Here is a 20,663-nt window from a genome sequence, read left to right on the forward strand (position 1 = left end):
CGTGACCCCCATCGAGATCCCCATCGCCGGCGAGAGCATCCGGCTCGGCCAGCTCCTCAAGTTCGCCTCGGTCGTCGAGGACGGCGCCGACGCGCGTGCGGTCATCGAGGCGGGCGAGGTCGAGGTCAACGGTGAGATCGACACCCGCCGGGGCCGTCAGGTCCGGCCCGGCGACACGGTCACCTACGCCGGCGAGACCCTCGCCGTCGTCGCGGAGGGCTGACCCCGGTCAGGGGGCGGGCGGCATACAGCGGATCAGGGTGACGTCACCGCCCACGGTGACCTCCCCCGCACCGTGCGGCACGAGCAGGACGTCGCCCTCGCGCACCTCGCGCGCGCCGTGCCGCGTCGTGAGCGTGCCGGCCCCGCGGACCACGACCACGGCCGCGTATGCCGCGTCGACCGTCACGTCGCCCGTCACCGGCCGCACGACCTCGGCGCGGAAGTAGGCGCTCGCCTCGTCGGGCAGGGCCGGGCCCGAGCCCTCGACGTCGCTCCAGCGGCTGCGCAGCGACGCGAGGCGCGCCGCGTCGACGGGCCCGTGGTCGACGCTGCGCAGCGCGAGCGGGCGGTCGAGGCCGAGGAAGGCGTGGTCGAGCTCGAGGCCGAAGCGCGCGTGCTCGAGCATGACCGAGAAGTCGGTGGGCTCCTGGAGCTCGAGGATGAGGACGCCCTCGCCGATGGCGTGCGGCTGGCCGGCAGGGACGAGCACGGCGTCACCGGCGGAGACGTGGATCGGGTTGAGGGCTGCGAGGAGCTGCTCGTCCTGCGCGTCGACCAGTCCGGCGAGGTCGTCGTCGGACAGCTCGTCACGGAACCCGACCCACACGGTGGCGCCGGGGTCGGCGACGAGGACGATCCAGGCCTCGGTCTTGCCGTGGTCGCAGTCGAGGTGGGCGGCAGCGAACTCGCGGCTCGGGTGCGAGTGCACCGGCAGGCGCTCACCGCTGTCGAGCAGCTTGGTGAGCAGGTTGGGGTCACCACCGAAGCGGGCGACGTGGTCGGCGCCGAACCACCCCTCGGGGTCGGAGGCGAGTGCGTCGGGGAGCTCGACACCGTCGTCGAGGGTGGTCACTCCCCCACCGCCCTCGGCGAAGAGGCGGGCGGTGGAGCCCACCCAGTCCTCGGGCCGGTGGCCGTCGAACCCGTCGGGGACGGCGAGGCCACGGAAGGCCAGGACGCGCTCGCCGCCGCGGTAGAAGCGGCGGGGCGTGTTCGGCGCGAGCGTGGCGGTGACGGCCTGCGCCGCGGCGGTCGAGGTGTCGGTCATGGGAGAGCCTTCCGTGCACGAAGCGATGCGGGGAGCCGACCGGACTCGCGGACGATGAGCCGGGTCGGCATGACGACGGTCTGGGCGGGTGACTCGTCGCCGAGCAGCCGTGCAAACAGCTGGAGGACGGCCTTCTGCCCGATCGAGGTGGGGTCCTGGTGGACGACGGTGACGGCCGGCTCGATGAGGTCGGCGAGCTCGAAGTCGTCGTAGCCGACGAGGCCCATCTCGATGCCGACCTGGCGCATCGCGTGCAGCGCGTTGAGGGTGACCCGGTTGTTGCCCGTGATCACCGCGGTGATGGGAGTGCGCTCGCGGGACCAGGCGTCGAGGCGTGGCGCGAGGCTCTCGACGGTGTGCGGGCCCATCGCGATCCGGGTGTCGCCGGGCAGCCCGAGGGCGTCGTGGATGGCGACGAAGGCCTCGCGCCGCTGGCGGGCTGTCCAGAACTCGGCGTCGTCACCGAGGAAGGCGATCCGCCGGTGACCGTTGGCGACGAGGTGCTCGACGGCGCTGCGGACCCCGCCCGGGTTGTCGCTGATGACGGTGTCGCAGGGCTCGCCGCGCACCGGCCGGTCGACGTAGACGATCGGGGTGCCGCTGGCCGAGACGGTCGGGTCGGTGGCCGGGCGCTCTCCGGCGGGGACGACGACGAGCCCGTCGACCCGCCGGTTGATGAGTCCCTCGAGGACGACGCGCTCGCGGGTGGGCGAGCCCTCCGCGGACGCGGTGATGAGCTGGTGCTGGCGGATCCGGGCCTCACGCTCGACCGCGGCGCCGATCTGCGAGTAGAAGGGGTTCGCGAGGTCCTCGACGACGAGGGCGATGGTCTGGGTGCGGCCCTGGCGCAGGATCCGCGCGCCGTCGTGACGCATGAAGCCGATCCGGTCGATGACCCCGCGCACGCGCTGCTCGGTGTCGCGGCGCACCCCCGGCTCGCGGTTGACCACGCGCGACACCGTCTTGACGGAGACGTGCGCCTCCGCCGCGACGTCGGCCATGGTCGGCCGCGCCGATGTCCGCTTCCCTGACAACGCTGTCACAAGGACGATCTCACCAAAAACCATGGGGCGGGGCAACGTGGCGCGTGCTGCACGCCTGTCGCGGCACGCGTTTTGTCCGATCGTCTGTCTCCACCGGACAAGGACGGGATCTCGGATTGCGGGGCGGACGGCATACCGACAGGGTCGTGAAGGACGTCGGTCAAGGGTGACCGACCCTGCGTGGGCGAAGAGCCCGGAGGAAACATGCGCCTGACGACCGCCGTCCCCAGAGGGCTGACAGCCGGAGCCCTCGCCCTCGCACTGGGCGGAGCGACCGCCGCCGGTGCCTACGCCGCACCACCAGCGGGAGCGCCTGCCGCGCCAGCCGCGCCGGGCGCGCCGACCGCAGCAGCCGAGGGAGGCGCGTGGTCCACCTCGTTCGAGGACGGGCAGCCGCAGCCCCTCGTCTCGACCGTGGAGGTCGACGGCTCGGGCCCGCGCCAGCAGAACGTCACCGGCGGCGTCGCCGCCGACGGCAGCCTGCTCGGGTCGGTCACGGGCATCACCGCGAGCGCCGAGAACCCGCCGGGCGAGGTCGCGTCCAACCTCACCGACGCCAACCCGGACACCAAGTGGCTCGCGTTCGCGACGACCGGCTGGGTCCGCTACCAGCTCTCGGGCGCCAAGCGCGCCCTCACGTGGTCGCTCACCTCCGGCAACGACGCCCCCGAGCGCGACCCCAAGGACGTCACGCTCCGCGGGTCCACCGACGGCACGACGTGGACCGACATCGACCGCCGCACGGGCCTGGCCTTCGCCACGCGCGGCCAGAAGCAGACCTTCACCGTGACGACGCCGGGTGACTACAGCTTCTACCGGCTCGACGTCACCGCCAACAACGGCGGGCCGATCGTCCAGCTCGCCGACTGGAACCTCTTCGGCGAGATCGACCCGAGCGAGCCCACGGCCTCCCCGATGGTCTCCACCGTGGGCTCCGGCCCGCGCGCCGGCTTCAACATCAAGTCGCTCGTCGGCTGGACCGGCGTGAAGTCGCTGCGCTACGGCGGCTCGCACACCGCTGCCGGGCGCGGCTTCGCCTGGAACCGGCTCTTCGACGTGGACGTGCCGGTCGGCGACCGCTCGCGCCTCAGCTACAAGATCTTCCCGGACATGGTCTCGGGCGACCTCAGCTACCCGTCGACCTACACCGCCGTCGACCTGCGCTTCACCGACGGGACGTTCCTGTCGAGCCTCGGCGCGAAGGACATGCACGCCACTCCCGCCTCGCCCGCCGGTCAGGGCGTCGGCAAGATCCTCTACGCCAACCAGTGGAACTCGGTCGAGATCGACCTCGGCCCCAAGGCCGCGGGCAAGACCATCGACGCGATCCTCCTCGGCTACGACAACACCGCGAAGCCGACCGCCGAGACGAGGTTCGGTGGGTGGGTCGACGACGTCAAGGTCGACCCGGCCCCCGCCACCCTGGACCGGTCGAGCCCGACGTATGCCGTCGACATCCGTCGCGGGACCAACTCCTCCGGCTCCTTCTCACGCGGCAACAACCTCCCGATCAGCGCCGTGCCCAACGGCTTCACGTTCTTCACCCCCGTGACCAACGCGAACTCGCAGACCTGGCAGTACGACTACCAGGCCGGCAACAACGCGCAGAACCGCCCGACCCTGCAGGGCCTGGGCATCTCGCACGAGCCCTCGCCGTGGATGGGTGACCGCAACCAGATGTCGGTCATGCCCTCGATCACGCAGGGCGTCCCCACCGGCAGCGCGAGCGGCCGGGCCCTGGCCTTCGACCACAAGGACGAGGTCGCCCGACCGGACCACTACCGGGTCCACCTCGACGGCGGCATCATCGCCGAGACGGCCCCGGCGGACCACGGTGGCGTCTGGCGCTTCACGTTCCCGCAGTCAGCACCGACCGGCAGCCTGGTCGTGGACACCGTCGACAACAACGGGACCTTCACCGTCGACCCGGCGACCGGCACGATGACCGGCTGGGTCGACAACGGCAGTGGCCTGTCCGTCGGGCGCAGCCGGATGTTCGTCTACGGCGTGTTCGACCGTACGGCCAAGGCCACCGGCACCGCGCCGTCCGGCCACACCGGCACGCGCTACGCGACGTTCGACACGACCACCGACCGTGACGTCGAGCTCCGCATCGCGACCTCGTTCATCTCCCTCGACCAAGCGAAGGCCAACCACGGCCTCGAGCTCGCCGGACGCACGTTCAGCGACGTCCAGGGCGCGGCCAAGGCCATGTGGGACAGGCGGCTCAACGTCGTCGAGGTCGAGGGGGCCAACGAGTCCGAGATCCGCACGCTCTACTCGAACCTCTACCGGCTCAACCTCTACCCGAACAGCCAGTTCGAGAACACCGGCACCGCCTCGGCGCCGCGCTACCAGTACGCCAGCCCGGTGTCGGGCAAGACCGGCACCGCCACGGCGACCACCACCAACGCCGCGGTCAAGGACGGCAAGATCTACGTCAACAACGGCTTCTGGGACACCTACCGCACCGTGTGGCCGGCCTACTCCCTGCTCTACCCCGAGATCGCGGCCGAGATCGCCGACGGCTTCGTCCAGCAGTACCGCGACGGAGGCTGGGTCGCACGGTGGTCCTCGCCGGGCTACGCCGACCTCATGACCGGCACGAGCTCGGACGTCTCGTTCGCCGACGCGTTCGTCAAGGGCGTGCCACTGCCGGACAAGATGGGCACCTACGAGGCCGGTCTCAAGAACGCCACCGTGCTCCCGCCGTCCTCGGGCGTCGGCCGCAAGGGCCTCGCGTCGTCGATCTTCCTCGGCTACACGCCGGAGAGCACCCATGAGAGCGTCTCGTGGGGTCTCGAGGGCATGGTCAACGACTTCGGCATCGGCAACCAGGCCGCCAAGCTCGCGACCGACCCGTCGGTCCCCGCGGCGCGCAAGGCGACCCTCACGGAGGAGTCCGAGTACTTCCTCAAGCGGGCGACCGACTACGTCAACCACTTCAACCCCGAGACCGGGTTCCTGCAGGTCCGGGACGCGAACGGCGACTTCGCCGAGAGCTTCGACCCCGAGGTCTGGGGCAACGGCTACACCGAGACCAACGGCTGGAACTTCGCCTTCCACGCACCACAGGACGGCAACGGCCTGGCCAACCTCCTCGGTGGCCGTGAGGCGATGGCCAAGAAGCTCGACACCTTCTTCACCACCCCGGAGACGGGCACGAAGCCGGGCAGCTACGGCGGCATCATCCACGAGATCATCGAGGCGCGTGACGTCCGGATGGGCATGTTCGGGATGAGCAACCAGGTCTCGCACCACATCCCGTACATGTACAACTACACGGGCAAGCAGTTCCGGACCGCCGAGAAGGTGCGCGAGATCCTGCGTCGCCTCTACGTCGGCAGCGAGATCGGCCAGGGCTACCCCGGCGACGAGGACAACGGAGAGCAGTCGGCCTGGAACACCCTCTCCTCGCTCGGCATCTACCCGCTCCAGGTCGGCTCCGCCCAGTGGGCCGTCGGGTCACCGGCGTTCACCAAGGCGACCGTCCACCGCACCCAGGGTGACCTCGTCATCAACGCCCCGAACAACTCCGACGACAACATCTACGTCCAGGACCTCAAGGTCGGCGGCAAGAAGCACTCGGGTGTCTCGATCGCGCACAGCGACCTCACCGGACCGACGACGGTCGACTTCGCCATGGGCGCCAAGCCGTCCGACTTCGGGTCCAAGGCCAAGGACGCTCCCCCGTCCCTGACCCAGGGCGACGACCTGCCGGCGCCGCTGCGCGACGCCACCGGCCCCCGCCGGGGCACCGCCTCGGCGTTCGGGACGAAGACCTCGAGCGACGCGCAGGCGCTGTTCGACAACTCGTCGACCACCGGGACGACGTTCACCATCCCGACGCCCACCGTGACCTACGGCCTCAACGGCGTCGGTCAGCGGGCGACGTTCTACACGCTCACCAACGGTGCCCAGGCGGGCGACCCGTCCGCCTGGCGCATCGAGGGCAGCAACGACGGGGTGAAGTGGAAGACCCTCGACACCCGCACGAACGAGGCCTTCACCTGGCGGACGCAGACCCGTCCGTTCAAGATCGACAAGCCCGGGACCTTCACCTCCTACCGGCTCGTCGTGACGCGGAGCTCGGGCACACCGACGCTCACCGAGGTGGAGTTCCTCACCGACGGCTCCAAGGCCGAGCGCACCGACGTCAAGCTCCTCGCGAGCTCGGACGTCGAGGCCCTCGAGGGCCAGCCGGTCTCCGGTGTCGTGGCCACCTTCTCCGGTGGCAAGGGCTCGACCGCTGCCGACTACACCGCCTCCATCGACTGGGGCGACGGCACGACGAGCGCGGGCCAGATCAAGGCCGGCGAGCTCGGCTCCTACACGGTGCGCGGCCAGCACACCTACGCCGAGCCGGGCTACTACGAGCCGGTCGTCACCGTGACGGACAGGAAGGGTGAGGTCTCGGCGGTCGGAGGCGTGACCGTGCACCAGGCGGTCGTCCCGTCGTACGCCGCCGGCTTCGACCTCGTCTGCATCGGCAACCCCGGTGAGGAGAGCGTCTGCGCCGGTGACCAGGCCGGCGTCTCGCGTCCTGCCCTCGCGGCCGCCGGGGCCTCCCCCGGCAAGCTCCTCACCGTGCCCGGCACGGACCTGCGGTTCTCGATGCCGGCGATCCCCGCCGGTGAGAACGACAACGCCACCGGTGCCGGACAGACCCTGCCCGTCACCCTCGCCCCGGGCGCCACGAAGCTGAGCCTCATCGGCACGGCGACCCAGAAGGACCAGGACACGACCGGGACGGTGACGTTCACGGACGGGACGAGCACGGCATACAAGATCCAGTACGGAGACTGGTGCGGCTCGGCGAAGTTCGGCAACACCGTCGCGGTCGAGATGACCTCGCGGCTCAACGGCACGGGCACGGACGGCTGCCACCTCAAGCTGTTCGCCACCGCGCCGCTGACCATCCCCGCGGGCAAGACCGTGAAGTCGGTGACCCTGCCGACCCAGACGGGAGACCCGCACGCCAACGGCCGGATCCACGTGTTCGCCGTGGCCGACAACGGGACGCCGCTCACGGTCACCCCGGCCGAGGGCGTCACCGCGAAGTCCGGTGCGGCGTCGACCGTGACGCTGGGCAAGGTCTCGGGTGGCGTCCCCGCCGCCGGTGGCTACACCGCCCGCGTGGCGTGGGGTGACGGCACGGCCACCACCGATGCCAAGGTCACCGTGGCAGCCGACGGCACGGCGACGCTCAGCGGGAGCCACACCTGGGGCACCGCCGGGACCTACACCGTGAGGTTCCTCGTCGGCGACAGCCGCAACGACGTCCTCGCGTCGGTGGGCGTCACCGTCACCTGACCCGGTCTGGTCGGGCTCAGCATGATCGGGTCACCCGATCATGCTGAGCTCGACCCCGGTTGGCAGAGGGGGTCGAGCGCGAGGAACTCGGGTCGAGCGAGCGCTCGGACGAGCAGGGACGCGTATGCCGCGTGGTCCCCCGGAGGGGAGCACGCGGCATACGCGTTTGGTGCGGGAGGAGCGACCGGCTCAGTGCGAGTGGCCGTGACCGCCGTGGCTGTGCCCGGCGGCGTCGTGCTCCTCCTCCTTCTTGTCGACGACGAGCGTGTCGGTGGTGAGGACCATCGACGCGATCGAGGCGGCGTTGCGCAGGGCGGAGCGGGTGACCTTGACCGGGTCGATGACGCCGGCCTTGACGAGGTCCTCGTACTCGCCCGTGGCGGCGTTGAGGCCCATGCCGGGCTCGAGCTCGGAGACCTTGGCGACGGCGACGTAGCCCTGGAGCCCGGCGTTCTCGGCGATCCAGCGCAGCGGCTCGGCCGCGGCCTTCTGCACGATGGCGGCGCCGACCTTCTCGTCACCCTCGAGGCCGAGCGTGTCGATGACCTTGACGGCCTGGATGAGGGCCGAGCCGCCACCGGCGACGATGCCCTCCTCGATGGCCGCGCGGGTCGCCGAGATGGCGTCCTCGATGCGGTGCTTCTTCTCCTTGAGCTCGACCTCGGTGTGGGCGCCGACCTTGATGACGCAGACGCCACCGGCGAGCTTGGCGAGGCGCTCCTGGAGCTTCTCGCGGTCCCAGTCGGAGTCGGTGCGCTCGATCTCGGCCTTGATCTGGTTGACCCGGCCGTCGACCTCGGACGCGTCGCCCGAGCCGTCGATGATCGTCGTGTTGTCCTTGGTGACGACGACGCGACGGGCCTGGCCCAGCACCGTGAGGTCGGCCTGGTCGAGCTTGAGCCCGACCTCCTCGGAGATGACCTGGGCGCCGGTGAGGACGGCCATGTCCTGGAGCATCGCCTTGCGGCGGTCACCGAAGCCGGGAGCCTTGACCGCGACGACGTTGAAGGTGCCGCGGATCTTGTTGACGACGAGCGTCGAGAGGGCCTCGCCGTCGATGTCCTCGGCGATGATGAGGAGCGGCTTGCCCGACTGGACGACCTTCTCGAGCACCGGCAGGACGTCGGCGATGGCCGAGATCTTGCCCTGGTTGATGAGGATGTAGGCGTCCTCGAGGACGGCCTCCATGCGCTCGGGGTCGCTGACGAAGTAGGGCGAGATGTAGCCCTTGTCGAACTGCATGCCCTCGGTGAACTCGAGCTCGGTGGCGGCGGTCGAGGACTCCTCGACGGTGATGACGCCGTCCTTGCCGACCTTGTCGAACGCCTCGGCGATCGTGGCGCCGATCTCCTTGTCCTGCGCGGACAGGGAGGCGACGGAGGCGATCTCGTCCTTGCCGTCGACGTCGCGAGCGGTCTCGAGCAGCCGGGCGGACACGGCCTCGACGGCCTTGTCCATGCCGCGCTTGAGGCCGGCCGGGGCCGCACCGGCGGTGACGTTGCGCAGGCCCTCGCGGACCATGGCCTGGGCGAGCACGGTCGCGGTCGTCGTGCCGTCACCGGCGACGTCGTTGGTCTTGGTCGCGACCTCCTTGGCGAGCTGGGCGCCGAGGTTCTCGTAGGAGTCCTCGAGCTCGATCTCGCGGGCGATGGTCACACCGTCGTTGGTGATCGTCGGCGCGCCCCACTTCTTGTCGATGACGACGTTGCGGCCCTTGGGGCCGAGCGTCACCTTGACGGCGTTGGCGAGGGCGTCGACGCCCCGCTCGAGCGCCTTGCGGGCGGAGTCGTTGAACTCCAGTTCCTTGGCCATGAATGTCCTTCTGTTGTCGTTGCGTCTGCGTCAGCGGTGGCTCTAGCAGCCGTTCACGCAGACGCAAGCAGGGTGTGATGCGCGTATGCCGTGGGCTCACCATGGGAGGTGCGCCCACGGCATACGTGGTGGTTCAGGTGCTGCGAAGCCGTAGGGCCTCGGTCAGCCGACGACGGCGAGGATGTCGCGGGCGCTCAGGATGAGGTACTCCTGGCCGCCGTGCTTGACCTCGGTGCCGCCGTACTTGCTGTAGATGACGCGGTCGCCGACGTTGACGTCGAGCGGGACGCGGTTGCCGTTGTCGTCGATGCGACCGGGGCCGACCGCGAGGACCTCGCCCTCCTGGGGCTTCTCCTTCGCGGTGTCCGGGATGACGAGACCGGACGCCGTGGTCTGCTCGGCCTCGAGCGACTTGATGACGATGCGGTCCTCGAGCGGCTTGATGGAAACCGACACTGTGTGACCTCCCCTTTGGGATGAGTCGAAGGTGGACAAATGCGTTTCGTGCGCGGTGTGGCCGGTGGTCGAGCTCGCCGTCGCGGGGGTCGAGTCGGTCGGCCTGCGCTGGCACTCACCGGGGGCGAGTGCCAATGACCCAAATCTAGGCTCGCGCTGGCACTCGGTCAACCTGAGTGCCAAAGGTCGGGCACGGTGTTCGCCGAGGGCGCACTCGTAGGCGCACCTCCCCGCGGTCCCTGCGCGCAATTCGGTTGCACCGGGTGGGGCGGGCCGCGAGGCTTCGCCGCATGACCGACGTCGACCGCTCCGCCCTTCTCGCCGCCTACGACACCCAGCTCCGGCGCGAGGCCGAGGTGCCGTCGGCGCTGTCGGCCACCGAGCTCGGGCCGCTCATCCTCGCGACCTACCAGGGCGGGCGAGGCTTCATCACCTACCGCGACCTCGCCACCGAGGCCGGCCCGGCCACCGAGGAGTCGGTGCGCGCCCTCGTCGCAGGGGCGCTCGAGCACTACCGCAGCGACCCCGAGATCACCAGAGTCGAGTGGAAGACCCGGGGGCACGACCACGCCCCCGGTCTGCACGAGGCGCTCGTCGCCGCCGGGTTCGAGGCCGAGGAGCCCGAGTCGGTGATGATCGGCGAGGCCGGTCTGCTCGCCGTCGACGTCGAGCTGCCGAGCGGCGTCGAGATCCGGCGGGCCACCGGCGAGGACGAGGTCGCGCGGGTCGAGCACGTGGCCGGCGAGATCTTCGGCGACGAGCCCGACCGCATCGCAGCCCAGGTGGCCGAGGTCGTCGCCCGCTTCCGGCGCGATCCCCTGTTCGAGGTGTGGTTCGCCGAGACCGACGGGCAGGTCGTCACCACCGGACGGCTCGAGCCGGTGGAGGGCACCGAGTTCGCCGGCATCTGGGGAGGCTCGACCCTGCCCGAGTTTCGCGGGCGCGGGATCTACCGGGCCCTGACGGCCGCCCGGGCCCGCTCGGCGATCGCCCACGGCAAGCGCTGGATCAACAGCGACTCCACCGAGTTCTCCCGCCCGATCCTCGAGCGCAGCGGTCTCGTCAAGGTCTCGACGACGACTCCCTACATCTGGGCGCGGACCGGTCAGGACACAGCCTGATCTCATTTTCGGGGATCTGTTCCCCGACGCCCACGAGGAGGCATCCTGTGGGTGTGAAAAAGTTCCCCCTCGTTGCCGCAGCCGTGATCCTGTCGGCCCCCCTGCTGTCCGTGGCGTCCACCGCGTCCGCCGCGCCGACGCCCGCACGGGCTCCCGCCGCCACCTCCGTCCCCGTGGAGACGAGCGCACCCGCATCGGACTCGCTGGCGACGGACCCCGAGCGGGGCGACGCCACGCCGGCCGCGGGCAAGATCGGGGCGGCCGCGGCCGGACCCGTCATCGGGCTGCGGGGCCGCGGCTTCGGTCACGGGCGCGGCATGTCGCAGTGGGGAGCCCGGGGCGCCGCGCAGCAGGGCCTCACCGCGGAGCAGATCCTCGCCTTCTACTACCCCGGCACGGTCTCGGCGAGCGTCGGCAACCCCGACGTGCGGGTGCGTCTCACCGCCATGGGCAGCTCGCCGACCGTCGTCGCGGGCGAGGCGGGCCTCACCCTGACCGACGGCACCTGCACCCAGGCGTTGACACCCGCGAACGCCACCTCGTGGCGGGTGAGCCGGGTCAACGTCACCGACTGGAAGGTCGAGGGCTACTACACCAACGTCAACGGCTTCACCGGGTGGTTCCCGCTCGTGACGTCCTGCACCGGCTTCACGACCGCCAAGGACCTCACCTTCGTCGGGGACGGCTCCGTGGCGAACTCGGTCCTCACCCTGCGCACCCCCTCGGGGGCGAAGCAGTACCGCGGCGCCCTGCGCGCCACCCCGGTCGTCCTGCGCGGCTCGGGGGCCACCGTCTACACCGTCGGCACCGTCAACGTGCTGGCCATGGACAGCTACCTCCGCTCCGTCGTCCCGGCCGAGATGCCCGCGTCGTGGGGGCTCGAGGCCGTGAAGTCCCAGGCGGTCGCGGCCCGCTCCTACACCGCCGCGCGTCTCGGCAGTGCCGACGGGTTCGACATCTGCGACACGACGGCCTGCCAGGTCTATCCCGGCCTCACGAGCTCCAACCCCGAGCACCCGAACTCCGACGCCGCGGTCACCGCGACGTCCGGCCAGGTCCGCAAGTACGGCTCGTCGATCGCGGTCACCGAGTTCAGCTCGACCAACGGCGGCCAGACCGTGGCCTCCTCACTGCCCTACCAGGTCGCCAAGGCCGACCCCTACGACGGCGTCTACGCCGACGCACCCGACACGTGGACCTACCTCACGATGCCCGTGACAGCGATCGAGAACGCCTGGCCCGCGGTCGGCACGTTCCGCTCGATGTCCATCTCGCGCGACGGCAAGGGCGCGTACTTCGGGGGGCGGGCGACGTCTCTCCTCCTCACCGGCACCAAGGGAACGCAGACGGTCGGGGCCGAGAGCTTCCGCACGGCGATGAACCTCCGCTCGACGTACTTCATCCCGCTCGGCTCGTCGGTCGGCACGGACCTCGCCGGCAACGCCTTCTCGGACCTCATCGCCCGCGACTCCACCGGCAAGCTCTTGAACTACCCCGGCGACGGGCGCGGCGGCTGGCTCGCCAAGGTCCTGCTCTCGTCGAGCTTCCCCGCGACCCCCGAGATCCTCGCGCCCGGAGACTTCTCGGGTGACGGCATACCCGATCTCATGACGCGTTCGGCGTCGACCGGCGTGCTGACCCTGCACAAGGGCACGGCCGCCGGCACCCTCGCCCCCGGGACCTCGATCGGCTCGGGCTGGGCCAGCTTCACCGCCGTCATCGCCCCGGGCGACCTCGACGGCGACGGGGCTGTCGACCTGCTCGGCCGCGACGCCTCCGGCACGATGTGGCTCTACCCGAGCACCGGCACCGGGACCTGGAAGTCGCGCGTCAGCAAGGGCGGTGGCTGGGGCGGCCTCCAGGAGCTCGAGGCCGTGGGCGACTTCGACGGCGACGGTGGCACCGACCTCATGGGCAAGAGCGCGACCGGCGCCCTCTACCTGCTGCGCTTCTCCCCCACCGGCGCCTACCTCGGTGCCAAGGCGATCGGGACGGGCTTCGGCTCCTACTCCGGGTTCACCGGCATGGGCGACGTCGACGGCGACGGTGCCGTCGACCTCGTCGCGCGGGACTCGACCGGCGTGCTGTGGGCCTACCGCGGCACCGGCACGGGGACCTTCACCACCCGTCGCTCCATCGGCTCCGGCTGGAAGACGCTGACCTTCGGCAGCTGAGAACGACGCACCCGGGTCGGCCCGCGCGCCTCGCACGGCGCCGGGCCGACTCGGGGTTCACGGCCGCGAGATGAGAAGGTTGGCCGGTGGACGTGAGCGTGGTGCGGGCCCTGGCGGCCCCCGATGGCCAGGAGCTGCTGAGGTCCCTCCCGCCCTACAGCGAGGGCTCCGTCCTCACCCTCCAGGACCAGCTGCGCAGCGCCGGCCACACACCCGAGCTCGCCGCCGCCGCGCTCACCCAACAGCGCCTGCGCGCCCGCGCGACGGCGAAGTTCGGTGAGTTCGCCGCCGACATGCTCTTCACGCCCGACGGCCTCGAGCAGGCGACCCGCCTCGAGGTGGCCGTCGCGCACGCCCACCGCTTCAGCCGGGCCAGCCTGGCCACCGTGCACGACCTCGGCTGCGGCATCGGCGCCGATGCCGTCACCCTGTCCTCGCTCGGCGTCACGGTCCGCGGTGTCGACTCCGACCCGGTCACGGCCGCCGTCGCCGACGCCAACCTGCGCCCCTGGCCGGACTCGCGGGCCCGTCTCGGTCGCGCCGAGGACGTGCGCTTCGGCGTCGACCCGGGCCGCAACCGCGTGGGCGCCTGGCTCGACCCCGCCCGCCGGACCCGTGGGGTCGCCGACATCAGCGGCCGCACGCGCCGGACGTTCCGTCTCGACGACATCTCGCCGTCGTGGGACTTCGTCCAGCAGGTCGCTGCCGCCGTGCCCGCCACCGGCGTCAAGCTCAGCCCCGGCTTCGACCACGCCGCCATCCCTGCCGGCACCGAGGCCCAGTGGACGTCGTGGGCGGGCGACGTCGTCGAGTGCGCGCTCTGGTGGGGCCCGCTCGTCATGCGACGGGGCCGCACCGCCCGCGTCATGGGGGCGGACACGGCGCCGGTCGTCGTCGACGAGTCGATGGCCGACGACGTCGCCCGCCTCGCCGGGTCGCTCGCCGACATCGGGCCGTGGTTGCACGACGTCGACAAGGCCGTCATCCGCGCCGGCCTCGTCGGTGCCGCCACCCGCGCGACCGGCGGCGTGGAGTCCGACGAGGGCACCGGCTACGTCCTCGCCTCGCGCGACGTGTCGCTCCCCTACACGCGCCGGTATGCCGTGCACGAGGCAATGCCGTTCCACGTCAAGACCCTGCGTGCCTGGCTCCGCACGAACGGCGTGACCGGCCTGACCATCAAGAAGCGCGGCGTCCGGCTCGACGACGAGCAGCTGCGCCGCGACCTCAGGATCGGCACCAAGGCCGGCAGCGGCGAGCAGGCGACGGTCGTGCTGACCCGCGTCGGGGGTTCCCCCACGGCGCTGGTCGTCTCACCCGCCTGACGCCTGCCTCAGAGCTCGGGGTCGCGCTGGGCACCCGAGTGCCGCACGGCCGCGGCCCCGGCCGCGAGTGCCCGGTCGAGAGCGGCTTCGCGGTCGGCGCCCGACGCGAGAGCCGCCGCGAGCGCTCCGCAGAACGCGTCCCCGGCTCCCGTCGTGTCGAGGACGTCGACGGCCGCGACAGCGTGGGCCGGCACGCTCACCCCGTCCCACGACGCACCGTTGGCGCCGAACGTCACGAGCAGCGACCCCGGCTCGGTGCCGGACTCCGCGAGCGCGACCATCTCGTGCTCGTTGGCGACCACCGGGTCGGCGAGCGCGACGACGTCGTGCGGGAGGGCGGCATACGGCGCGGTGTTGACGATGACCCGCGCGCCGCGGTGCGAGGCGCGTCTCGCGGCGGCGCAGACGACGGGGAGCGGGACCTCGAGCTGGAGCAGCAGGACGTCCCCCGGGCCGAGGAGGTCGACCGCGTCGATCTCGGTGTCGTCGAGGAGGTCGTTGGCGCCGGGCACGACGATGATCGTGTTCTCGCCCCGCTCGTCGACCGCGACGATGGCGTGGCCGCTCGCCCCGGACTCGACGACGCGGACGCGGGAGACGTCGATCCCCCTGTCCCGCAACCGCTTCACGTATGCCGCGCCTCCGGCGTCGCTGCCGACGCAACCGACCATGAGCACCTCGGCGCCGGCCGCCGCGGCGGCGACCGCCTGGTTGGCGCCCTTGCCGCCGGCGAGCTGCAGCAGCCCCTCGCCGAGGAGGGTCTCGCCCGGCTGGGGGTGGCGCTCGACGCGGGTGACGAGGTCGACGTTGAGCGACCCGAGGACCATGACCCGGCCCATCAGCGCTGCGCCCCGCGGATCGTGTCGAGCCACAGCCGCGCGATCCGCGGGCCGTCGATCTCGAGGGCGACGTCGACCTGGGCCTCGGCGAGACCGTGGGGGTCGTGGTCCATGTCCCCGCTCCAGTCGCGGGTGTCGACGATGGTGCGGCCGCGCGTCCAGGTGCCGGCGAGCTCGACCCGGACGGGCAGCCGCCTGGTCTGCACGGCGCCGGGGTCGAGCAGCATCGCCAGGGCTCCGGCGTCACCGATCGTCGCGCTGTCGGCGTCGAAGCGGTGGCTCATGAAGCGCATGAGCCCGGCCGCCAGGGCGCCGGGGCCGCGCTCGTCGAGCGAGGCGAGCTCGTCGCACTGCGCGAGGCTGATCCGCGGCTCGTAGAACACGTCGAGCCCGTACATCGTCACCGGGACCCCGTGCTCGGCCGTGGCGTCGAGCACGACAGCGGTGGCCTCCGGGTCGTGGAAGACGTTGAACTCGGCGGCTGCCGTCGCGTTGCTCACCATCGCGCCGCCGCCCATGAAGACGATGCGGCCGATCCGGGCGAAGGACTCGGGATACATCCGGGCGAGCAGCGCGACGTTGGTCATCGGGGCGAGCGGCACGAGGGTCACCGGCCCTCCGGAGGCATGCGCCTCGTCGATGCCCTCGCGCAGCACGTCGACGGCGTGGCGTGGGTCCGGGCTCGTCGTCGGAGGGGCCCACCCGAGGTCGGCCATGCCGTCGTCCCCGTGCACGTGCCGGGCGTCCACGGCGTTCTCGAGCAGGGGTCGCGAGGCACCGGCGGCGACCGGGACGTGCGTGGAGTCGCACGCCTCGAGCACGGTGAGGGTGTTGCGGACGACGTCGGCCAGCGGCGCGTTGCCGCCCACGCAGGTGACGGCCCGCAGGTCCACCTCGGGGTGGAGCGCAGCGAGGATCAGGGCGCAGGCGTCGTCGACTCCGGTGTCGACATCGAGGATCACGGGCAGAGGCATGGACCGAGCGTATGCCGTGGGTCGCGTAGCGTCGGGGGGTGACTTCCCGCTCCACGACCGTCCTTCGCCCCCGCCTGGGTGCGACCGTCGCCCTCGCCCTCGCCGGGGCCCTCGCCGCCGGCTGCGGTGGCGGCTCGGCCTCCGACGACACGGCGTCGACCTCGCCGTCGCCGTCGACATCCGGCTCGTCGAGCACCGGGGCGAGTGCGTCGCCGTCGACGTCACCGTCGGGGAGCGCCACAACCCCGTCCTCGGACGGCGGCCCGCAGATCGACGTGAGCGCCTGCGTGCGCCAGAAGGCGGACTCGCTCTCGGAGGAGCAGGCCATCGGGCAGCTCGTCATGGTCGCGTTCGACACGGCGGCGTCCCGCACGGCCCTCGACGGGCTCATCGCGGACGAGCACGTCGGCAACGTCATCTACCTCGGTGGCTGGGACGGCGCCGCCCGGGTCAAGGAGACGAGTGCCCACCTCCAGGACCAGGCCACGCAGGCCGCGACGGCCGGCATACCGCTGCTCCTCGCCGCCGACCAGGAGGGTGGCGAGGTCCGCCAGCTGCGTGGTGAGGGCTTCACCAAGGTGCCCTCGGCCAAGGCCCAGGCGCAGATGTCCCCGAGCGCGCTCACCGCGGCGGCCAAGGGCTGGGCCGGCGAGCTCAAGGCCGTCGGGATCAACGTCAACCTCGCGCCCGTCACCGACACGGTCCCCACCGACATCGGTCGCAACAACGAGCCGATCGGCAAGTACGCCCGCCAGTACGGCTCCGACCCGGCGACGGTGACCAAGGCGTCGACGGCCTTCCTCAAGGGCATGATCGAGGGCGGCGTCATGGGGACGGTCAAGCACTTCCCCGGCCTCGGCCGCGTCGAGAAGAACACCGACTTCAACACCTCCGGCATCACCGACTCGGTGGCGACCCCGAAGGACCCGTTCCTCGCGCCGTTCTCCGCCGGGGTCAAGGCCGGGGCCGGGCTCGTCATGGTCTCGTCGGCGCGCTACCCCGGGCTCGACGCGACCAAGACGCAGGCGATGTTCAGCAAGCCGATCATCACCGACCTGCTGCGTGGCCGCCTGGGATACGAGGGCGTCGTCATCACCGACGACATCAACGCCAAGGCGGTGCGCTCGATCCCGGCTGCGGAGAGGGCCACTCGCTACATCGAGGCCGGCGGCGACATCCTGCTCACCGGAGACGCGGCGTCGGTTCCCGGCATGATCGACGCGCTCGGCGCCAAGGCGCGCGCCGACGAGGAGTTCGCCAACCAGCTCGAGACGTCCGTGCTGCGTGTCGTCGCGCTCAAGGAGCGGATGGGCCTCATCAGCTGCGGCTGACGTGGGCGTGGGCCTGGACCACGTGCAGGCTCTGGTGGACTTCGCCGCCGTCCTACGAAGGGAAGTCGTGCCCGGCCTCCAGGCGCAGGCGGAGCAGGACGTCCAGCGCGATCGAGTCACCGTCCCGGCCACCGGCCCCGACGTTGAGCGGTGCATCGGTGGGATCGAGGTGGACGCCGGTGAGTCGTCCGCGCAGGCTGGGTGCCACGACGAGCACGTACCAGAGACCGTCCGTGCCGACCGCAGCGCTGCGATCCCGCCGCACGTACCAGCCGACGACGTCGGTGCGCAGGCTCCCGCTGCCGCTGTAGGCGCGTGCCCGCAGCCGGGCTGGTTCGACGCCCGCCGCGCGCATCGCCTCGGCGAACGCCGACACCATCGCCGCCGTCCTGCGCGCCTCGGCCTGCGCGACCCGCGCCGCAGCCGCCTCGTGGTACTCGGCGTTCTCCCGGGCCTGGCGACGACGGGCCGCCGCCGGGTCCTCGGGCTCGCTGTCCGGGCACATCGACCGATCATCGCAGCCGGCGACCGCGACCCGCGTGCCTAGTGGTCGGATCTCACGCGTCGGGTGTCGTGGGCCCACATCGCGATCTCGACCCGGTTGCGGGCGCCGATCTTGGTCATCAACGAGGCGACGTGGGTCTTGACCGTGCTCAACCCGACGTAGAGCTCGCCAGCGATCTCGGCGTTGGTCCGGCCGCGTGCCACGAGCGCGAGCACCTCCTCCTCGCGTTCGGTGATCGGCTCGACGGGCTGCACCGGGCGAGCCGGTGACTGCTTGGCGAACGTCGCGAGCAGCCGGCGGGTGACGTTGGGCGCGATGAGTGCGTCTCCGGAGGCCGCCGCGTGGATGGCCTGGACGAGCAGCTCGGGGCCGGCGTCCTTGAGCAGGAAGCCGCGGGCACCGGCACGCAGGGCACCCAGGACGTACTCGTCGAGGTCGAAGGTCGTGATGACGACGACCGCCATCGGGTCCGTCACGTCCGGTCCCGCCAGCTGCCGCGTCACCTCGACGCCGTCGAGCCCGGGCATCCGGATGTCGACGAGGAGGACGTCGGGGCGCAGGCGCTGCGCCACCTCGAGCGCGGCGATCCCGTCGGCGGCCTCGCCGACGACCTCGATGCCGGCCTGGGCGCCGAGGATCATCACGAGCCCGGCGCGGACGAGGTCCTGGTCGTCGGCGACGACGACCCGGATGCTCATGCGCCCGCCCCCACCGGCAGCACGGCCTCGACCACCCAGCCACCGTGCGGCGTCGGGCCCGCGGAGAAGGACCCGCCGAGGAGCTGGGCACGCTCGGCCATCCCCCGCAGGCCGAACCCGGGCTCAGGGGTCGCCCGCGCCTCGGTCCGGCCGTCGTCGACGACGCGCAACCTCACGCAGTCGCCCTCGCGGCACACGTCGATGGTGACGCGCGACGCGCTCCGGGCGTGCCGGACGGCGTTGGTGAGCGACTCCTGGGCGAGCCGGTAGAGCGCGGCGTCCACAGGTCGAGCCAGCCCGGTCAGCGAACCCTCCAGGGACACCTCGACCACAGGGTTCCCGGCAGGCCGGGCCAGGGCGGGCAGGTCCGCCACCCCGGGCTGCGGCGCGTAGTCGACCGTGTCGTCCTCACGCAGCACCCGCACCATCGACCTCATCTCGGCGAGGGTTCGCGACGCCTCGGACTCGATCGCGGCCAGCACCTCGGCGGCCTTCTCGGGCTGTGCACCGGCGACGACGCCACCGGCCTGGGCCTGCACCGCGATGGCCGAGACGTGGTGGGCCACGGTGTCGTGCAGCTCGCGCGCCAACGCCGCCCGCTCCTCGTTGCGGATCTCGGACAGCTGGCGACGCACGAGGTCCGCGCGGTAGCGGAACACCGCCGCGAGGGCGACGACCAGCAGGAGGAGGACGCTCCCGCCGAAGACGTCGGCCCAGCCCGTGGCGGAGGCCGTCATCCCCAGCACGACGATGACGGCCACGAACGCCACCCCCGTGACGATCTCCCGCCCCGACCCCCATCGCACCACGGACCACAGCAGGACCAGGACGACCATCATGCAGAAGAGCCCGACGTCCCGGGCCCCGGTGACGAGCTGGAGGACGGACAGCACCAGCACGACACCCCACCCGAGCATCACGGCCACGAGTGGGCGAGCACGCCGCCAGAGCAGGGCAGGCACCAGCGCGAGGGCGAGCACCGTCACCCACGGCCGCCAGGCCACGTCCGGCCGCACAGCGCCCTCGAGAGCTGCTGCCACCGCGAACACCCCGGCGAGCACCCGGTCGAGCCGGCTCGCGGGCGGCACGCCGACGGGCCGCGGCTCCTGCCAGAGGGAGCGCTCGGGCCAGAGGGAGGGCCGGACGGTGACCACGGCCCCAGCCTAGGGATCGGCACACGACGTCGTCTCCACCGAAAGGACGAGAGCAGAACCGTGCCATCGGCCACCGAACCCCGGCCTCGGGGCCGAGGCGCCGACCACCCGGGCCGGGCCACCGTGGACGCACCAGTTCATCCCCACGACCCAAGGAGCCCACGATGAGCACTCGGCAACCCACCACCTTCGACGACCGGCCGATGCCGGTGAAGGCCAAGCTCGCGGCGGCCTGGACGAGCTTCGTACTCCTCTACGCCTACGTCGACATCCTCGGGTTCTACACACCCGGCACCATCTCGGACATCCTCGACAACAGGGTCTTCGAGTTCGGGCTCTCCCAGACCTTCTCGGCGTCGGCCCTGACCCTCGTGTCGATCCCGATCTTCATGATCGTGCTCTCGATGACCCTGCCCGCAAGGGCGAACCGCCTCACGAACCTCGTCGTCGCCGCGGTCTACGTCCCCGCCACGGTCTTCAACGTGGCGGGCGGGTACTACCTGTGGTTCTACGGCCTCGGTGTCGTTTTCGAGCTCGTCGTCCTCGCCCTCATCGTGAGGTATGCCGTGACCTGGCCGCGCGTCGTGGCTGCGGCGCCCAGCCCCGACCGGAAGACCGTCCCCGCCTTCCGGTGAGCCGCACCCGAGG

At 71.7% G+C, this 20,663-nt stretch carries 16 protein-coding genes; 7 read left to right on the forward strand and 9 right to left on the reverse strand.

All coding sequences use genetic code 11. From position 1 onward, the window contains the following. Position 1: 1 nt before the first annotated feature. Positions 2 to 223 (forward strand): RNA-binding S4 domain-containing protein, encoded by a 222-nt coding sequence (locus tag KLO01_RS02695; RefSeq protein ID WP_147062008.1) that lies wholly within the window; start codon positions 2 to 4, stop codon positions 221 to 223. A gap of 6 nt (positions 224 to 229) precedes the next feature. Here KLO01_RS02695 and KLO01_RS02700 read toward each other — a convergent pair whose 3' ends face one another. Together KLO01_RS02700 and KLO01_RS02705 are read right to left on the reverse strand one after the other, a co-directional pair. After that, positions 230 to 1,270, reverse strand: a complete 1,041-nt coding sequence (locus KLO01_RS02700) for a class I mannose-6-phosphate isomerase (RefSeq protein WP_147062009.1) — start codon at positions 1,268 to 1,270, stop codon at positions 230 to 232. Further along, entirely contained in the window at positions 1,267 to 2,271 is a 1,005-nt protein-coding gene (locus KLO01_RS02705; protein WP_147062010.1) for a LacI family DNA-binding transcriptional regulator, read from the reverse strand. Before KLO01_RS02705 ends, KLO01_RS02700 begins: the two co-directional genes overlap by 4 nt. 246 nt (positions 2,272 to 2,517) lie before the next feature. On the opposite strand from KLO01_RS02705, the gene KLO01_RS02710 reads away from it, so the two are divergent. Continuing rightward, on the forward strand, positions 2,518 to 7,626 hold the full coding sequence (locus tag KLO01_RS02710; protein ID WP_147062011.1) for a GH92 family glycosyl hydrolase: 5,109 nt from the start codon (positions 2,518 to 2,520) through the stop codon (positions 7,624 to 7,626). Positions 7,627 to 7,815: 189 nt separating this feature from the next. On the opposite strand, the gene groL is transcribed toward KLO01_RS02710, so the two are convergent. Together groL and groES are read right to left on the reverse strand one after the other, a co-directional pair. Beyond that, entirely contained in the window at positions 7,816 to 9,438 is a 1,623-nt protein-coding gene (gene groL, locus KLO01_RS02715) for a chaperonin GroEL (RefSeq protein WP_147062012.1), read from the reverse strand. A gap of 162 nt (positions 9,439 to 9,600) precedes the next feature. Then, the gene (gene groES / locus KLO01_RS02720; protein WP_147062013.1) at positions 9,601 to 9,894 is read right to left on the reverse strand and encodes a co-chaperone GroES; all 294 of its coding nucleotides are present in this window, start codon (positions 9,892 to 9,894) and stop codon (positions 9,601 to 9,603) included. 290 nt (positions 9,895 to 10,184) lie between these two features. Between groES and KLO01_RS02725 the strand changes: the two genes are divergently transcribed. From KLO01_RS02725 to KLO01_RS02735, 3 genes are all read left to right on the forward strand, one after another. Next, the gene (locus KLO01_RS02725; RefSeq protein ID WP_147062014.1) at positions 10,185 to 11,015 is read left to right on the forward strand and encodes a GNAT family N-acetyltransferase; all 831 of its coding nucleotides are present in this window, start codon (positions 10,185 to 10,187) and stop codon (positions 11,013 to 11,015) included. A 53-nt stretch (positions 11,016 to 11,068) separates the two neighbouring features. Then, complete coding sequence (locus tag KLO01_RS02730; RefSeq protein ID WP_147062015.1) at positions 11,069 to 13,189, forward strand: SpoIID/LytB domain-containing protein; 2,121 nt, start codon at positions 11,069 to 11,071, stop codon at positions 13,187 to 13,189. An 86-nt stretch (positions 13,190 to 13,275) separates the two neighbouring features. Further along, positions 13,276 to 14,514, forward strand: coding sequence for a class I SAM-dependent methyltransferase (locus KLO01_RS02735; RefSeq protein WP_147062016.1), 1,239 nt, complete (start codon positions 13,276 to 13,278; stop codon positions 14,512 to 14,514). A gap of 8 nt (positions 14,515 to 14,522) precedes the next feature. Here the strand turns inward: KLO01_RS02735 and KLO01_RS02740 are convergent, their stop codons facing one another. Next, the gene (locus KLO01_RS02740; protein ID WP_147063059.1) at positions 14,523 to 15,353 is read right to left on the reverse strand and encodes a ribokinase; all 831 of its coding nucleotides are present in this window, start codon (positions 15,351 to 15,353) and stop codon (positions 14,523 to 14,525) included. Continuing rightward, positions 15,353 to 16,327 carry a nucleoside hydrolase gene (locus tag KLO01_RS02745; RefSeq protein ID WP_186827889.1) on the reverse strand — a complete coding sequence of 325 codons (975 nt, stop codon included), beginning with the start codon at positions 16,325 to 16,327 and terminating at the stop codon, positions 15,353 to 15,355. The genes KLO01_RS02740 and KLO01_RS02745 overlap by 1 nt, the downstream gene beginning before the upstream one ends. Positions 16,328 to 16,365: 38 nt before the next feature. Between KLO01_RS02745 and KLO01_RS02750 the strand changes: the two genes are divergently transcribed. Further along, positions 16,366 to 17,658 carry a glycoside hydrolase family 3 N-terminal domain-containing protein gene (locus tag KLO01_RS02750; protein ID WP_246136022.1) on the forward strand — a complete coding sequence of 431 codons (1,293 nt, stop codon included), beginning with the start codon at positions 16,366 to 16,368 and terminating at the stop codon, positions 17,656 to 17,658. A 52-nt stretch (positions 17,659 to 17,710) separates the two neighbouring features. On the opposite strand, the gene KLO01_RS02755 is transcribed toward KLO01_RS02750, so the two are convergent. Genes KLO01_RS02755 through KLO01_RS02765 form a run of 3 tightly spaced genes read right to left on the reverse strand, consistent with a single transcriptional unit; the run spans position 17,711 to position 20,015 of the window. Then, positions 17,711 to 18,163 carry a hypothetical protein gene (locus KLO01_RS02755; RefSeq protein ID WP_147062017.1) on the reverse strand — a complete coding sequence of 151 codons (453 nt, stop codon included), beginning with the start codon at positions 18,161 to 18,163 and terminating at the stop codon, positions 17,711 to 17,713. 38 nt (positions 18,164 to 18,201) lie between these two features. Continuing rightward, positions 18,202 to 18,861: a response regulator gene (locus tag KLO01_RS02760; protein ID WP_147062018.1), complete on the reverse strand. Its 660-nt coding sequence runs from the start codon at positions 18,859 to 18,861 to the stop codon at positions 18,202 to 18,204. Next, positions 18,858 to 20,015 (reverse strand): sensor histidine kinase, encoded by a 1,158-nt coding sequence (locus KLO01_RS02765; RefSeq protein WP_147062019.1) that lies wholly within the window; start codon positions 20,013 to 20,015, stop codon positions 18,858 to 18,860. Before KLO01_RS02765 ends, KLO01_RS02760 begins: the two co-directional genes overlap by 4 nt. Positions 20,016 to 20,179: 164 nt before the next feature. On the opposite strand from KLO01_RS02765, the gene KLO01_RS02770 reads away from it, so the two are divergent. Further along, the gene (locus KLO01_RS02770) at positions 20,180 to 20,650 is read left to right on the forward strand and encodes a DUF6326 family protein (RefSeq protein WP_147062020.1); all 471 of its coding nucleotides are present in this window, start codon (positions 20,180 to 20,182) and stop codon (positions 20,648 to 20,650) included. The last annotated feature ends 13 nt before the right edge of the window (positions 20,651 to 20,663 follow it).

This window comes from Knoellia locipacati, assembly GCF_007992835.1.
Lineage (GTDB): Bacteria > Actinomycetota > Actinomycetes > Actinomycetales > Dermatophilaceae > Knoellia > Knoellia locipacati.

Coding starts and splice junctions, on each gene's coding strand:
- KLO01_RS02700 (WP_147062009.1), bottom strand. CDS start 1,270: ATGACCGACACCTCGACCGCCGCGGCGCAGGCCGTCACCGCCACGCTC.
- groL (WP_147062012.1), bottom strand. CDS start 9,438: ATGGCCAAGGAACTGGAGTTCAACGACTCCGCCCGCAAGGCGCTCGAG.
- KLO01_RS02705 (WP_147062010.1), bottom strand. CDS start 2,271: ATGGCCGACGTCGCGGCGGAGGCGCACGTCTCCGTCAAGACGGTGTCG.
- KLO01_RS02760 (WP_147062018.1), bottom strand. CDS start 18,861: ATGAGCATCCGGGTCGTCGTCGCCGACGACCAGGACCTCGTCCGCGCC.
- KLO01_RS02740 (WP_147063059.1), bottom strand. CDS start 15,353: ATGGGCCGGGTCATGGTCCTCGGGTCGCTCAACGTCGACCTCGTCACC.
- KLO01_RS02710 (WP_147062011.1), top strand. CDS start 2,518: ATGCGCCTGACGACCGCCGTCCCCAGAGGGCTGACAGCCGGAGCCCTC.
- KLO01_RS02725 (WP_147062014.1), top strand. CDS start 10,185: ATGACCGACGTCGACCGCTCCGCCCTTCTCGCCGCCTACGACACCCAG.
- KLO01_RS02755 (WP_147062017.1), bottom strand. CDS start 18,163: ATGTGCCCGGACAGCGAGCCCGAGGACCCGGCGGCGGCCCGTCGTCGC.
- KLO01_RS02745 (WP_186827889.1), bottom strand. CDS start 16,327: ATGCCTCTGCCCGTGATCCTCGATGTCGACACCGGAGTCGACGACGCC.
- KLO01_RS02770 (WP_147062020.1), top strand. CDS start 20,180: ATGAGCACTCGGCAACCCACCACCTTCGACGACCGGCCGATGCCGGTG.